This window comes from Nonomuraea sp. NPDC047529, from assembly GCF_040642995.1.
Taxonomy (GTDB): Bacteria; Actinomycetota; Actinomycetes; order Streptosporangiales; family Streptosporangiaceae; genus Nonomuraea.
The window spans coordinates 56254-70323 of record NZ_JBEYTJ010000025.1; the positions used below are offsets into that span (position 1 = coordinate 56254).

The following is a 14070-nucleotide window of genomic DNA, read 5'->3' on the forward strand; positions in this document are numbered from 1 at the left end:
AAAAGTGGGCGGCTATGACGAGGCTTACCGGCGCAGCATCTCGCACCCGGAGGAGTTCTGGGCCGAGGCGGCACGCGACATCGACTGGGACGTCGCGCCCGCCGTGGTCACCGACGGGAGCCGCTGGTTCCCCGACGGACGGCTCAACACCTGCCACAACGCGGTCGACCGGCACGTCGCGGCAGGACGCGGCGGGCAGGCGGCGCTGATCCACGACAGCCCGGTCACCGGCACGGTCCGCACGATCACCTACGCCGAGCTGCTCGACGAGGTGGCCCGGACGGCGGGCATGCTGAAGGCACTCGGCGTGACGGCCGGCGACACCGTCGTGATCTACATGCCGATGGTGCCCGAGGCGGTCGTCGCGATGCTGGCCTGCGCGCGGCTCGGCGCGGTGCACTCGGTGGTGTTCGGCGGCTTCGCGGCCAGGGAGCTCGCCCTGCGCATCGAGCACGCCGAGCCCAAGGTGGTGCTCTCGGCCTCCTGCGGCGTCGAGCCGGCCCGGACCGTCGCCTACAAGCCGCTGCTCGACGCCGCCCTCGACCAGTCGGCCCACCGGCCCGCCCACTGCGTGATCCTCCAGCGCCCGCAGTGCCCGGCCGGGCTCACGCCGGGCCGCGACCTCGACTGGCACGCGTCCGTACGCGCCGCCGAGCCCGCCGGGTGCGTGAGCGTGGCCGCCACCGACCCGCTCTACGTGCTCTACACCTCCGGCACCACCGGCCTGCCCAAGGGCGTGGTGCGCGACAACGGCGGCCACGCCGTCGCCCTGCGCTGGAGCATGACCAACGTCTACGGCGCCGCCCCCGGCGAGGTCTTCTGGGCCGCCTCCGACGTCGGCTGGGTCGTCGGCCACTCCTACATCGTGTACGCGCCGCTGCTGACCGGCTGCACGACCGTCCTGTACGAGGGCAAGCCCGTCGGCACGCCCGACCCCGGCGCGTTCTGGCGGGTGACCGCCCAGCACGGCGTGCGCACGCTGTTCACCGCGCCCACCGCGATCAGGGCCATCAAGAAGGAGGACCCCGCCGGGAACTTCGCGAAAAAGTGGGACCTGTCCGGGCTGCGGCATCTCTTCCTCGCCGGCGAGCGCCTCGACCCCGACACCTACCACTGGGCGAGCGACCTGCTCGGCGTCCCGGTCATCGACCACTGGTGGCAGACCGAGACCGGCTGGCCCGTCGCGGCCAACTGCGTCGGCATCGAGACCCTGCCGATCAAGCCGGGCTCGCCGACGAAACCCGTCCCCGGCTACGACGTGCGCGTCCTCGACGCCGAGGGCCGCGAGTGCCCGCCCGGCGTGGAGGGCGCGGTCACCGTCCGGCTGCCGCTGCCGCCCGGCTGCCTGCCCACCCTCTACCGCGACGAGGAGCGCTTCACGGCCTCCTACCTGTCCCGCTATCCCGGCCACTACCTGACCGGCGACGGCGGCCACATCGACGCCGACGGCTACCTCTTCGTCATGGGCCGCATCGACGACGTGATCAACGTGGCCGGCCACCGCCTGTCCACGGGCGCGCTGGAGGAGGCGCTCGCGGCCCATCCCGACGTCGCCGAGTGCGCGGTGATCGGGGTGGCCGACGCGCTCAAGGGGCAGCTCCCGGTCGGGTTCGTGGTGCTCAAGTCCGGCTCCGCCCGCGACCCGGCCGACGTCGAGCGCGAGCTGACCGCCCTGGTGCGCGAGCGCGTCGGGCCGGTCGCCGCCTTCCGCCGGGCCGTGGTGGTCGCCCGGCTGCCCAAGACGCGCTCGGGCAAGATCCTGCGCGCCACGATGCGCGACATCGCCGACGGCCGGCCGTACGCCACGCCGTCCACCATCGAGGACCCCGGCGTGCTGCCGGAGATCGCCGACGCCGTGAAAGGCCCATAGCGGAGCGCGCATCAGGGCGGCGCCGGGGGCGCGGCCCGGCGCATGATGGGACCTCCCGGTCCCGGAGAGAAGGCTGATGATCGAGACCCCGAGTTACGCCGACGCCCTGAGGGTGCTCGGCTGCAAGGAGGGCAGGCTCGTCAAAGTGGTCGGCTTCGCCGCGGCGGCCGCCCGTACGGGCTGGGCGCTGGCCGGGGGCGGGCTGCTCACCATGGGCCTGGCCGACATGCGTTCCGACGTCGTGCGCTACGGCGAGGAGGTCATCCGCCGGATGCCCGAGCTGAAGGGCGGCGTGGACCGTTACACCCGCACCCAGCGCCTGGCCGCCGCGCACGCCGTGATCGTCGTCTCGGCCTGGTTCGAGGCGCTCGGGGAGGCCAAGCTGCCCTTCACCCTGGAGCAGCTCGACCGGGCCGACAAGATCTCCCACGGCGTGCCCACCCCCGAGCGTTTCGCCCGCCTGGTGGCCGGTCTCCTCATGGAACGCCTGCCCACCCCCGAGCCGCACGTGCCCTTCGCCGAGACCCGCCAGGCCGTCGAACGCGCCCACCTGCGCATGTCGGAGGTGATGGCCGGGTTCGTCGGCGGCCTCAGCGTGTGGGACGAGCTGCCCGTGGACGACCAGCTCCTGTTACCCCGGATGCTCGCCGAGGGCCCGCCCGCGCACGCCCTGCGCATCTACGACGAGGACTTCCGCTCGCTGTCCCTGGACAGCCACGAGTTCGGCGTGCGCAGCCTGGTCACCGACCGCCAGACGCCGGGCACCGGCCTGTCGCGGGTGGCCTGGTTGCTGGCCGAGCTGGCCCCGCCGCGGGTCGGCGACCGTCCCATGATCCACCGGGCCAGGATGGCCGCGAACGCCCTCGACCGGCCCCTGCTGGCCGCGGGCAAGCTCCCCGAGGACGTCTCGCTCCCGCTGCTCGGCGAGGGCTATCTCAGCCCGCGCTGCCGGGTCGCCGAGCTGACCCGCGAGTCCGACCCCTCCTCCGTAGGCTGGTGGCGGGACCAGCGCGTGCTGCCCGACGCCGAGGCGTTCCTCGTCGGCCACCTCACCTCGCTGCGCGCCACCCAGGCGCCGCTGCTCGTGCTCGGCGAGCCCGGCTCGGGCAAGTCCAAGCTGACCGAGGTGCTGGGCGCCCGCCTGGCCAGGTCGGAGTTCCTGCCGATCAGGGTGGAGCTGCCGCGCGTCTCGCCGCGCGCGCCGGTCACCGAGCAGATCGAGCAGGCCGTCGCCGCCGTGCTGGAGGAGGACGTCGCCTACGCCGACCTGGTCGCCGCGGGCGACGGCGCGCTGCCGGTGATCCTCCTCGACGGCTTCGACGAGCTGCTGCAGGGCGGCGTCAACCGCTACGACTACCTCGGGCACGTCCAGGAGTTCCAGCGCCGCGAGGCCGCGCTCGGGCGGCCCGTCGTGGTGATCGTGACCAGCCGGACCGTGGTGGCCGACCGCATCAGGTTCCCCGACGGGCTGCTGGCACTGCAGCTCCAGCCGTTCGAGGACGACCAGGTGCGCCAGTGGCTGGACATCTGGGACCAGGCCAACCGCGCCCTGCTGGCCCGGCGGGACCTGAAGCCCCTGCCCGCGGCGACCGCGCTGGCCCACGGTGAGATGGCCAGGCAGCCGCTGCTCCTGCTGCTGCTCGCCCTCTACGACGCCGGCGGCAACGCCCTCCAGCGCGAGCACCGCCCGATCGGCCGCGCCCGACTGTACGAGGTGCTGCTGCGCGACTTCACCGAACGCGAGACCGCCACCCCGCAACGGGTGCTGATCGACGGCGAGCTCGTCCTGCTCGGCACGGTCGCCCTGTCCATGCTCGCCCGCGGCCGCCAGGTCATCACCGAGGACGACCTCGGCCGCGACCTGCCCGCCCTGTGCGAGGGCGGCGAGGACGAGCCCGAAGAGCCGCGCCCGCCCGTCGACTGGGCCCGCCGGGCCACCGAGCGCTTCTTCTTCATCCGCCGCGACGGCCACTCCTTCCTCCACTCCACCTTCGGCGAGTTCCTGACCGCCTGGCTGACCGTGTACGCGCTGCGCGACCTCGACCGGCGCCGCCGCCTGGCCGGGGACGAGCCGCTGGCCCTGGCCCAGAGCGTGGACGACGACCTGCTGTACGCGGTCACGTCGTTCTCCTGCCTGGCCGAGCGCGGGCCGACGGTCGGGTTCATCCTGGAGCTGCTGGACGAGGTGCCGCCGGCCGTACGCGCCCGGTGCGTGACCCACCTGGCCGGGCTGCTGCGCCGGTCCCTGTACGAGCGCCGCCGCCGCTGCTTCACCGGCTTCGAGCCCGTACGCCATCCCGTCACCCGCCGCCTGGCCGCCTACTCGGCCAACCTGGCGCTGCTCATCGTGGCCGCCTCGCAGGAGCCCGTCCCCGTCTCGCACATCCTGGGCGGGCCCGACCCGCTGGGCCGCTGGGCCTCCTTCAGCCACCTGTGGAAGGGCCAGCTCGGGCACGAGGGCTGGACGGGCCTGGTCAACGCCCTGTCGGCGCACCGCGTCGCCGGGCAGGGCCGGGAGGAGGTGATCCTCGGCGGCACCGAGGGCACCGCCATGGGCGACGTGATCGTCGCCGCCGCCACCGGCCACGCCCCCCGCCACCGCAGGCTGCTCGACCTGCTGATGCTCGCCGTGGGGGAGGGGCGCGCCCTGCGCTTCCGCGACCGGGTGGCCGTCCTGCGGGAGCTGCTGGAGGCCGGGGAGGTGCGGTCCCCGGCGGTGCACCGGGCGCTGGGCGCGTTGTGGCGCGAGGACGGCGCCGACCACGCCGAGCTGCGCCCGCTGCTGGTCCTGGTGCTGGCCGACCCGACCGAGCGCGTCGCCACGTGGGAGCAGCTGGTCAGGGCGGGCGTGCCGGAGGAGGAGCTCTGGCAGATCAGCCTGGGCGCCGACTGACCCACCGGCTCCGCGACGGTCGTCAGGGCGCCGACCGGTCCACCGGCTCCGCGGTGATCGTCAGGGGGCCGACTGGTCCACCGGCAGTTCCACGGTGATCGTCAGGCCGCCCTCGTCGCGCGGCCTGGCGGTGACCGTGCCGTCGTGGGCCTCGGCGATGACCCGGACGATCGACAGGCCGAGCCCGCTGCCCCGCTCCGAGCGCAGCCGGTCGCCGTGCAGCCGCCGGAACGGCTGGAAGATCGTCTCGATCTCGTACGGCGGCACGTGCAGCCCGGTGTTGGCCACCACCAGCTCGACCTGCTCGGCCCGCCGCCGCGTCGTCACCCAGACCTCGCCCTTGGGGTGGTTGTGCCGGATGGCGTTCTCCACCAGGTTCTGCACCAGCCGCTCGACCAGCACCGCCTCGCCCGTCGTCGGCGCCGCGTCCAGCAGCCGGTGGATCGCCACCTCCCGCTCGGCCGCCTCCTCCCCGGCCTGGTCGAGCACGTGCTCGGCGACGTCGGTCAGGTCGAAGGGCCGCCGGTCCAGCACCGCCTGCTCGCCCTCGGCCAGGGCCAGCAGGCCGTCGATGAGGCGTTCGTGCCGGGTGTTGACCAGCAGCAGCGACTCGCCGAGCCGCTTGACGTCGTCGGTGGCGTCGGGACGGCGCACCGCCACGTCCACCAGCGTGCGGTTGATCGTCAGCGGGGTGCGCAGCTCGTGGGAGGCGTTGGCGACGAACCGGCGCTGGCCGTCGAACGAGCGCGCCAGCCGGCCGAGCATGGTGTCGTAGATCTCGGTCAGCTCCTTGACCTCGTCGCGCGGGCCCTCGTAGGCGATGCGCTCGGTGAGGTCGTGGCTCTGGGCGACCCGGCGGGCGGTCTCGGTCACCGTCTTGACCGGCCGCAGCACCCATCCCGCCGCCCGCCAGCCCAGCCCGAACGCCGCGGCGGTGGCGGCCAGCACGATGATCCCGCCGACGGTGCGCACGCCGCTCAGCGTCTCGCGCTGGTAGGCCGCGCGCACCCGCATCCCGTTGAGGTAGGCGCGGTCGTAGGAGTCGCCGTAGTACTCCCGGGGGAAGTCGGGCTTGATCAGGTCCATCCGGTACTCCAGCTGCGACCGGACGACGAAGTACACCCCGGTCACCGCCAGGCCGCCGAGAAAGAGGAAAACCCCGGCGCAGGCCAGGGCGAAACGCATGCGCACGGTCATGGGATGCGGTACCCCGATCCCGGCACGGTCTCGATGACCTGGGGCTCGCCGAGCTTCTTGCGCAGCTTCATCATCGTCGTCCGCACGGTGTTGGTGAACGGGTCGATGTGCTCGTCCCAGACCTTCTCCAACAGGACCTCGGCCGAGACCACCGCGCCCTGCGCGCGCAGCAGCTCGGCCAGCACGCCGAACTCCTTGCGGGCCAGCGGGACGTACACGCCGTCGCGGAACACCTGCCGGTGCGCCCAGTCCAGCCGCACGCCCGCCCGCTCCAGCATCGGCGGGTCGGCCCGGCGGGCGCGCCGCCCGAGCGCGTGCACCCGCGCCACCAGCTCCTCGAACGCGAACGGCTTCGACAGGTAGTCGTCGGCCCCCAGCGACAACCCCGCCACGCGCGACCGCACGTCCCCGGACGCGGTCAGCATGAGCACCCTGACCAGCCGATCCTGCTCCACCACCGTCCGGCACACCTCGTCGCCGTGCACCCCCGGCAGGTCCCTGTCGAGGATCAGCACGTCATAGTCGTGCACCCCGAGCCGCTCCAGCGCCGCCTCCCCGTCGTAGGCGACGTCGACGGCCAGCGCCTCGCCCCGCAGCCCCTCGGCGATCGAGTCGGCGAGCATGCGCTCGTCCTCGGCGATCAATACCCGCACTCGTAGCCCCCAACAAGATCACGAAATGCCCCCAAGTCTGGACCAGACCTCATAACGCGGGCATAACCATTTCAGGTGACGCCAAGGTTATCGGCGGATCGCTGGACTGCCCTCCGAACGACCGGGACCGGCCCGGTCGCCGACGGGGGAGAAGTCCATGGCAGTCACTCTGGCGCGGACGCGCCCGCACGCGCCCGCCGCGCGCCGCCTGCCCGGCCACGGACTGTTCGCCTGCGCACTGGCCCTGGCCGCCGCGCTGCGCGTGCTGGTCATGCTCGGCTACGACACCGCGCAGCTCTACTGGTACGACTCCTTCACCTACCTCGACACCGCCGTGCACCTGCGGCCCCAGGCGGCCTTCCACCCCGCCGGGTACTCGTGGTTCCTGTGGGCGCTGCGGCCCTTCCATAGCGTCGAGCTGGTCGCCGGGGTGCAGCACGCGATGGGCCTCGAGATCGGCGTCATGATCTACGCGCTGCTGCGCCGCCGTTCGCTGCCCGGCTGGGGGGCGACCCTGGCGACCGTGCCGGTGCTGTTCGACCCCGCCCTCCTCCGGCTGGAGCACGCCGTGCTGTCGGACCTCCAGGTCATCTTCCTGATCACCGCCGCGCTGGCGGTCCTCATGTGGCGCCACGGCCCGTCCGGGGGGCTGTGGCCGGGTGTGCCGTCGGTGCGGGCGGCGGCGGTGGCGGGGTTGCTGCTCGCGCTCGCCGGGCTGACCAGGACCGCGGCCGTGCCGCTGATCGCCCTGGCCGCCGGCTGGCTGGTGCTGCGTCGCGCGCCCTGGCGGCGGGTGGCCGCGCTGCTGCTGGCCGGCGCCCTCCCGCTGGCCGCCTACGCCGGCTGGTACGCCCAGCATCACGGCCGCTTCGCCCTCAGCGGCTCCGACGGCGTCGCCCTGTGGGCCCGTACCATGACCTTCGCCGACTGCTCGATCATCGAGCCGCCGCCCGCCGAGGCCCCGCTCTGCCCGAACGGCACCGTCGCCGACGCCGCCTCCGAGTACGTCTGGGCCCCCGGCGCCTCACTCAACCGGCTCCCCGGCGACCGGTTCGCCTACAACGACCTGGCCAGGTCCTTCGCCCTGCGCGCCATCGCCGCCCAGCCGCTGGACTACCTGCGCGAGGTGGCCCGCGACACCTCACTCGCCTTCACCTGGCAGCCGGTCGCCCACCCGCGCCGGATGAGCCCGTCCACGACCTTCCCGCGCGGCTCCTGGCCGCTGCCCGAGCAGCAGGCCCTCGTCGCCAAGGTGCGTTCCGAGTACGACCCCGGCATCCGCGGCATGACCTCCGTCGAGCCGTACGCCTCGATCCTGGCCGCCTACCCCTACCCGTGGTTCCTGCACGGCACGGCCTTCGGCGTGCTGCTCCTGATCGGCGGCCTGGGTTCGGCCGGACGCCGCCGCGCCGCCCTGCTGCCGTGGACGATGGCGGCGTTCCTGCTCCTCGCCCCGGTGGCCGCCCTCGACTTCGACCACCGCTACGTCCTGCCGGCCATCCCCTTCGCCTGCGTGTCCGCCGCGCTCGCCGTAGCCGGCGTACGGCGACGGCGGTATCGCGCGGAGCAGGAGGGCACTACCGTCCCGGCATGAGGACGATCGCGCTGCCCGCCGCGGACCTGCGTAGTCGGCCGTCGCGGTGCTGCTCGACGCCACGGTGGTGCGCCTGGTGCTGGTGCCCGCGGTCATGGAGGTGCTGGGGGAGCGGGCCTGGTGGTTTCCCGTCCTGACCCCGCGGAGGCTGACATCCTTGCGAAAAAATACGTAATATCCACTGCATCACGAGCGTTGGGGGCGCCAAGGTGCCGGGACAGAGCGTGGGTGTGGTCGTCGAGCCGGGGGTTCCTCCGGAGGTCGCGGGGTTGCTGCGGGCCAACGCTCCGCTGCTGTCCAGGATGCGGTCGGGCTGGGTGCCGCCGGCCGACGTGCGTCCGGACCGGTTCAGGAACGTCTCCAGCGTCGCGCTGCTGGCCGCCACGCCCGCGGTGGTCGCGCTCATGACCGTGCTGCTGGCCTGGTCGCACCCGGCCGCCGGGTTCACGTTGCTGGGGGCGTTCGTCTTCGTCGTCCTGGTCAAGATCGCCTCGATGAGCGAGCTGCCCGAGCACGACCGCTCGCGCGACCGCGAGGTGTACGAGCGGGCCCGCCCGTACCGCGACCGCTACCTGCTGCCCGAGGACTTCGACCAGGACACCGCCGACGTGCTGACCAGGGCGCAGCGGGCCATCGGCTCGGTGCTGCGCTCGCACGTCAACGCCGAGGGGCTGCTCGACGGCGCCCGCAACGCGGTGATGCTGCCCGCCCAGGAGTGGGAGATCGCCCGCCTGCTGGCCAAGCTGTCGGCCTTACGCGCCGAGCACGAGGCCCTGCTGTCCCGGGGCATCGCCCCCGAGGTGGCCGCGGTGATCGAGCCGCTGGACCGGGCCCTGGCCACCAGCGAGGCCGCCATGATCGCCCGCGTCGAGGCCCTGGAACGTTACGCCGAGCACGTCGCCGAGGCCGAACGCGCCTACCACGCCCGCGGCCAGATCGAGGAACTGCGCGCGCGCCTGCCGCGCTACGAGGAGCTGCTGGCCGAGACCGGCGCCGACGCGCTGGCCGTGCCGGAGATCGACCGGCTCGCCGAGGACGCCGACCAGCTGGAGCAGGTGCTGCGGCGCAGCGTGCGGTCGGCGCACGAGGCGTTCCGGTACCTGGAGAGCTGACATCGGACCATGTGGCACACGCGGGAGGTGCTCCGGCCTCGCAGGAGGTGAATCCCCATCCGATCCGACATCATGGCGGACGTGATCGTCGACCCCGCCCTGCCGCCGGCCGACGCGCGGCTGCTGCGGGACAACCGGAGGCTGCTGATCAGGGCGCGCAGGGGGTGGGTCCCGGACCGTTCCGGCCCGAGCCTGGCCGCCGCGCCGTACTGGCGGCTCGGCGCGGTGTGCGGGGCGACCGTCTGCCTCGGCCTGCTGCTCGGTGCCGGCGGGCTCGGCCGATCCCTGGGGCCGCTGTTACTCGTGCTCCTCGCCGTCCCGCTGATGATCGTGACGTTCGTCCGCACCGAGACGCCGGAGGGCGAGGAGGCCGAGCACGAGCGGCGGGTCCACGCGCAGGCGGTCCGCCACGAGGGCCGGTACGTGCTCATCGACGACCTCGACGAGCCCTCGCGCAGGCTGCTGCGCCGGGCCCAGCGGGCGGTCGCCGCGGTGTCGCAGTCGCGGGTCAACGCCGAAGGGCTTCTGGACGACGTGCGCAACGCGGTGATGCTGCCCGCCCAGGAGTGGGAGATCGCCCGCCTGCTGGCCAAGCTGTCCGGGCTGCGCGCCAGGCACCGGCAGACCCTGTCGGGGGAGAGCACGCCCGAGGTGGCGGCCGTGGCCGAACCCCTCACCAAGGCGCTGGACAGCAGCGAGCACGCCGTCCTGGGCCGGGTGGAGGCCCTGGAACGGTACGCCGCCAACGTCGCCGAGGCCGAACGCGCCTACCGGGCCCGGCAGCAGATCGCCGAGCTGCGGGCGCGGTTGCACGAGTACGAGGAGCTCGTCGCCGAGACCGGCGCCGACGAGGCCACGACGGACGAGCTGACCCGCCTGACCGAGGACGCCGACCGCTTGGACCAGGCGCTGAGGCGGAGCGTCAGCTCCGCCCACGAGGCCTTCCGCTACCTGGAGCCCGGCCCGCCCGGCCCGTGACCGGCCGTCCCCTGACCTCCGAAGCCGGGCCCGCCGGCGCCGTGGCCGCCCTGGCCGCCGTGGGCGGCCTCCAGGAGCAGGTCGCAGAGGGCGTCGGCGGCGTCGAGGCGGCCCAGCTTGCCCGCCGCCTGCCCCATCGCCGCGCGCAGCCCCGGATCGGCCAGCATCGGCATCAGCTCGGCCAGCAGGTCCTCCGCCGTCGGACGCGGCTCCAGCAGCGCCCGCGCGGCCCCCGCCGAGACCAGGTAGCCGGCGTTCTTGCGCTGTTCGTCGCCGCCGGTCGGGATCAGCGGGATCAGCAGCGACGGCTTGCCGATCGCGGTCAGCTCCGACACCGTGCCCGCGCCGCTGCGCGAGATCACCACGTCGGCCGCGGCGAACAGGTCGGGCAACTCGGTCCCCACGTACGGCACCGGGTGGTAACGGTCGGCCAGGCCGGGCGGCACCTCGACCGCCCGCATCTGGTCGATCCAGGCCGGCCCGCACTGGTGGACGACCTGCGCGTGCGGCAGCAGCCGCGGCAGGATCTCGGCGATCAGCGTGTTGATCTGCTTGCTGCCCTGGGCCCCGCCGGTCACGTAGATCAGCGGCACCTCGAACGTCAGCCCGAACAGGTCGTAGGCCGCCGCCCGGTTGCCCTGCAGCAGCTCCGGCCGCACCGGGTTGCCCGTCACCACGGCCTTGGCCCGCGCCGAGGGCGGCAGGTACTCCAGCGACGACTCGTGCGACAGCGCGATCCGGGTCGCCAGCCTGGCCAGGATGCGGTTGGCCAGGCCCACCACGGTGGTCTGCTCGTGCATGACCAGCGGACGGCGGATCAGCTTGGCCGCCACGCCGATCGGCACCGCCACGTACCCGCCGGTGGACAGCACCACGTCGGGCAGGTAGCGGGCGGCGTGCCCCACGGCCTGGAACACCCCGACGGGGATGCGGAACACGTCGGCGATGTTGGTGCCGAGCTCCTTGATGTTCGGCCGGCGGCGCAGCTTGCCCGTGGTGATCGCCTTGAACGGGATGCCGTGCTCGGCCGTGATGCGGGCCTCCAGGCCGTTCTCGGTGCCCACCCACAGCACGTCGTGCGGCACCTGACGTCGCTGGACGGCCGACAGGGTCGTCAGGGCCGGATAGGTGTGACCGCCGGTGCCGCCGCCGGTGATCAACAGTCGCAGGGTTCGTGACATGCGATCAGACTATGGCCGCGCAGCGGAAGCCCGTGTGCCCGGTCGAGCTGTCGGGCGTGTTCGACGTGCGCGCGGCCACCCGGTAGCGGTTGCAGTAGGAATCGTGGCACATGTACGACCCGCCCCGGATCACCTTGGCCGTCCCGTCCGCCGGACCGGCCGGGTTGTCGGCGGACGGCTCCCACGCCGTGCCCCACCAGTCGGCCGTCCACTCCCAGACGTTGCCCGAGACGTTGTAGAGCCCGTAGCCGTTCGGCTGGAACGACTTGACCGGCATCGTGCCCTTGCTCGGCGCGGTCGGGAAGTGGCCCTGCCAGATGTTGCACCGCTGCCGTCCCTTGGGGGTCAGCTCGTCGCCCCAGGGGTAGCGGGCGCGTTCGAGACCGCCGCGGGCGGCCATCTCCCACTCCGCCTCGGTCGGCAGGCGCTTGCCCGCCCAGGCGGCGTAGGCGTTGGCGTCGTTCCACGACACGTGCACGACCGGGTGGTTCTGCCGGTCGCCGACCGTCGAGCCGGGCCCCTCGGGGGAGCGCCACGTCGCGCCCTCCACGCCCGCCCACCAGGGGGCCTGCGGCACGCTCGCGTCCATGATCCCGGCCTTGGCGAACTGCGCGAACACGAACGACCAGCCGATGCGCTCGGCCTCGGTGACGTACCCGGTCTCCTTGACGAAGGTGGCGAACTGGGCGTTCGTCACGCAGGCCGGGTCGATCATGAACGGGTCGAGGCGTACCTCGCGCACCGGGCCCTCGCCGTCCTCCGGGCGGCCGTCGGGGTCGTCCCCGCCCATGAGGAAGGCGCCGCCGGGGATGCGCACCATGCCGCGCGGCGCCGTCCGCCGCGTGATCACCTCGACCTGGCGCGGCGGGGCGGCGGCCCCTCTGCTCGGACCACAGCACGCGCTCACGAAACCCCCCAAACGTGTCATGTCACCATGGGAAGGGTAGTCCCCTGAACATGCGTACGATGACGCGGCCGTCCCGGGTCCGGGCCGCGTGGCCGGCCGGGTCCGCCCCGCTCGGCCGGGCCGGAGTCGGCTTCGCCCGAAAAGCCGCAGACCGGTAGCGTTTTCCCATGCGACTAGGCGTGCTGGACATCGGCTCGAACACCGTCCATTTACTCGTCGTCGACGCCCACCGGGGCGCGCGGCCCATGCCCGCCTACTCCCACAAGGAAGAGCTGCGCCTCACGCAGTACCTGGGCGCGGACAACAGGCTCGCCTCCGAAGGCATCGAGCGGCTCGGCGCGTTCGTCGAGGAGGCCGTGCGCCTGGCCGAGGACAAGGGGGTGGAGGACCTGCTCGCCTTCGCCACCTCGGCGGTGCGCGACTCGGCCAACGGCGAGCAGGTGCTGGCCGAGATCGACAAGCGCTGCGGCGTGCACATCGCGGTGCTGTCCGGGCGTGACGAGGCCCGGCTGACGTTCCTCGCGGTGCGCCGGTGGTTCGGCTGGTCGTCCGGGCGGCTGCTGGCCTTCGACATCGGCGGCGGCTCGCTGGAGATCGCCGCGGGGGTGGACGAGGAGCCCGACGTGGCCGTGTCGCTGCCGCTGGGCGCCGGACGCCTGACGCGCGACTGGTTCACCGGCGACCCGCCGTCCGCTGAGGAGGTGCGCAAGCTGCGCAGGCACGTCCGTGCGGAGATCGCCCGCACGGTCGGCGACGTCGCCAGGTACGGTGAGCCCGACCGCGCCGTGGCCACCTCCAAGACCTTCAAGCAGCTCGCCAGGATCTCCGGGGCCGCCCCGACCAGCGAGGGCGCGTACGTCTCGCGCGCGCTCTCGCGCGAGGACATGGCCCGCTGGGCGGCCAGGTTGACCGGCATGACGTCCGCCGAGCGGGCCGAGCTGTCCGGGGTGTCCGAGGGGCGGGCGGCGCAGCTGGCCGCCGGGGCGCTGGTGGCCGACGCGGCGATGGACCTGTTCGAGGTGGACCGGCTGGAGGTGTGCCCGTGGGCGCTGCGCGAGGGCGTGATACTGCGCCGGCTCGACGTCCTGCCGGGACGACTGGACCAGTCCACCGGAATTGCCGAGTAAGGCCGATATATCCCAAAAAATCGGCATAGTTTGCTGGTGAGCGGGCACTTTTTGTCCAATGTTGACAGTCCTCGGTACGATCGGCTCCCTGGTGATCGTCTTCGTCCTCATCGTCCTGGCCGTCCTGGTCATCGCGGTGGTCGCGATGCTGGTGCTGGCGGCGCTGGCCGGAACGTTGGTGGACTGGCACACGTTGTGGCGGCGGCTGTCCGGCCGCGGGGCACGGTTGCCGCTGAAGTTCAGCGCCCCCGAGATGCCCGCGCGGCTGCGGGCGAAGCTGAGCGGCGGCACGCCCCTGGTGAGCCGCCGCATCCGCCTCGCCCCCGTGGTCCGCGGGGGCGACCGGCGGCCCGACGTGAGCCGTCCCGGCCGGAGCGCCCGCCTTCGCAGGCCCTCCGGTCTCACCTCACGATGACCGCCGTTCCCGGCAGCCAACAGTGAGAGAACAGTGAGAAAGGGGCCGGGGGCGCGCCCAAGAAGGGGCGCCCCGGCCCCGTTCGGGTCGGGGACAAGTCGAAGTGGTTATTCCCCGACCCCCCGAGGGGGGAGCGCAGGCAC

11 protein-coding genes are annotated in these 14070 nt (G+C 73.4%); 7 read left to right on the forward strand and 4 right to left on the reverse strand.

From position 1 onward, the window contains the following. Positions 1 to 4: 4 nt before the first annotated feature. Positions 5 to 1870 carry a propionyl-CoA synthetase gene (locus ABZ815_RS32685; RefSeq protein WP_357704746.1) on the forward strand — a complete coding sequence of 622 codons (1866 nt, stop codon included), beginning with the start codon at positions 5 to 7 and terminating at the stop codon, positions 1868 to 1870. A 76-nt stretch (positions 1871 to 1946) separates the two neighbouring features. Then, positions 1947 to 4763: a hypothetical protein gene (locus ABZ815_RS32690; protein ID WP_357704748.1), complete on the forward strand. Its 2817-nt coding sequence runs from the start codon at positions 1947 to 1949 to the stop codon at positions 4761 to 4763. A gap of 60 nt (positions 4764 to 4823) precedes the next feature. On the opposite strand, the gene ABZ815_RS32695 is transcribed toward ABZ815_RS32690, so the two are convergent. Both ABZ815_RS32695 and ABZ815_RS32700 read right to left on the reverse strand, forming a co-directional pair. Further along, on the reverse strand, positions 4824 to 5960 hold the full coding sequence (locus tag ABZ815_RS32695) for a HAMP domain-containing sensor histidine kinase (RefSeq protein WP_357704750.1): 1137 nt from the start codon (positions 5958 to 5960) through the stop codon (positions 4824 to 4826). Then, positions 5957 to 6613 carry a response regulator transcription factor gene (locus tag ABZ815_RS32700; protein ID WP_357704752.1) on the reverse strand — a complete coding sequence of 219 codons (657 nt, stop codon included), beginning with the start codon at positions 6611 to 6613 and terminating at the stop codon, positions 5957 to 5959. The genes ABZ815_RS32695 and ABZ815_RS32700 overlap by 4 nt, the downstream gene beginning before the upstream one ends. 157 nt (positions 6614 to 6770) lie before the next feature. Here ABZ815_RS32700 and ABZ815_RS32705 point away from each other — a divergent pair, with 157 nt between their 5' ends. The 3 genes from ABZ815_RS32705 (at position 6771) to ABZ815_RS32715 (ending at position 10297) form a co-directional block, all read left to right on the forward strand. Further along, on the forward strand, positions 6771 to 8207 hold the full coding sequence (locus ABZ815_RS32705) for a hypothetical protein (RefSeq protein WP_357704754.1): 1437 nt from the start codon (positions 6771 to 6773) through the stop codon (positions 8205 to 8207). 224 nt (positions 8208 to 8431) lie between these two features. Further along, positions 8432 to 9319, forward strand: coding sequence for a hypothetical protein (locus tag ABZ815_RS32710; RefSeq protein ID WP_357704756.1), 888 nt, complete (start codon positions 8432 to 8434; stop codon positions 9317 to 9319). A gap of 81 nt (positions 9320 to 9400) precedes the next feature. After that, positions 9401 to 10297, forward strand: coding sequence for a hypothetical protein (locus ABZ815_RS32715; RefSeq protein ID WP_357704758.1), 897 nt, complete (start codon positions 9401 to 9403; stop codon positions 10295 to 10297). On the opposite strand, the gene ABZ815_RS32720 is transcribed toward ABZ815_RS32715, so the two are convergent. After that, positions 10267 to 11478 carry a UDP-N-acetylglucosamine--N-acetylmuramyl-(pentapeptide) pyrophosphoryl-undecaprenol N-acetylglucosamine transferase gene (locus ABZ815_RS32720; RefSeq protein WP_357704760.1) on the reverse strand — a complete coding sequence of 404 codons (1212 nt, stop codon included), beginning with the start codon at positions 11476 to 11478 and terminating at the stop codon, positions 10267 to 10269. The genes ABZ815_RS32715 and ABZ815_RS32720 overlap by 31 nt on opposite strands. A 4-nt stretch (positions 11479 to 11482) precedes the next feature. Next, positions 11483 to 12406, reverse strand: coding sequence for a formylglycine-generating enzyme family protein (locus tag ABZ815_RS32725; RefSeq protein WP_357704762.1), 924 nt, complete (start codon positions 12404 to 12406; stop codon positions 11483 to 11485). Positions 12407 to 12552: 146 nt separating this feature from the next. On the opposite strand from ABZ815_RS32725, the gene ABZ815_RS32730 reads away from it, so the two are divergent. Together ABZ815_RS32730 and ABZ815_RS32735 are read left to right on the forward strand one after the other, a co-directional pair. Next, positions 12553 to 13512 (forward strand): Ppx/GppA phosphatase family protein, encoded by a 960-nt coding sequence (locus tag ABZ815_RS32730; RefSeq protein ID WP_357704764.1) that lies wholly within the window; start codon positions 12553 to 12555, stop codon positions 13510 to 13512. A gap of 58 nt (positions 13513 to 13570) precedes the next feature. After that, positions 13571 to 13927 (forward strand): hypothetical protein, encoded by a 357-nt coding sequence (locus ABZ815_RS32735; RefSeq protein WP_357704766.1) that lies wholly within the window; start codon positions 13571 to 13573, stop codon positions 13925 to 13927. The last annotated feature ends 143 nt before the right edge of the window (positions 13928 to 14070 follow it).

Coding starts and splice junctions, on each gene's coding strand:
- ABZ815_RS32735 (WP_357704766.1), top strand. CDS start 13,571: ATGTTGACAGTCCTCGGTACGATCGGCTCCCTGGTGATCGTCTTCGTC.
- ABZ815_RS32695 (WP_357704750.1), bottom strand. CDS start 5,960: ATGACCGTGCGCATGCGTTTCGCCCTGGCCTGCGCCGGGGTTTTCCTC.
- ABZ815_RS32730 (WP_357704764.1), top strand. CDS start 12,553: ATGCGACTAGGCGTGCTGGACATCGGCTCGAACACCGTCCATTTACTC.
- ABZ815_RS32720 (WP_357704760.1), bottom strand. CDS start 11,478: ATGTCACGAACCCTGCGACTGTTGATCACCGGCGGCGGCACCGGCGGT.
- ABZ815_RS32690 (WP_357704748.1), top strand. CDS start 1,947: ATGATCGAGACCCCGAGTTACGCCGACGCCCTGAGGGTGCTCGGCTGC.
- ABZ815_RS32725 (WP_357704762.1), bottom strand. CDS start 12,406: ATGACACGTTTGGGGGGTTTCGTGAGCGCGTGCTGTGGTCCGAGCAGA.
- ABZ815_RS32705 (WP_357704754.1), top strand. CDS start 6,771: ATGGCAGTCACTCTGGCGCGGACGCGCCCGCACGCGCCCGCCGCGCGC.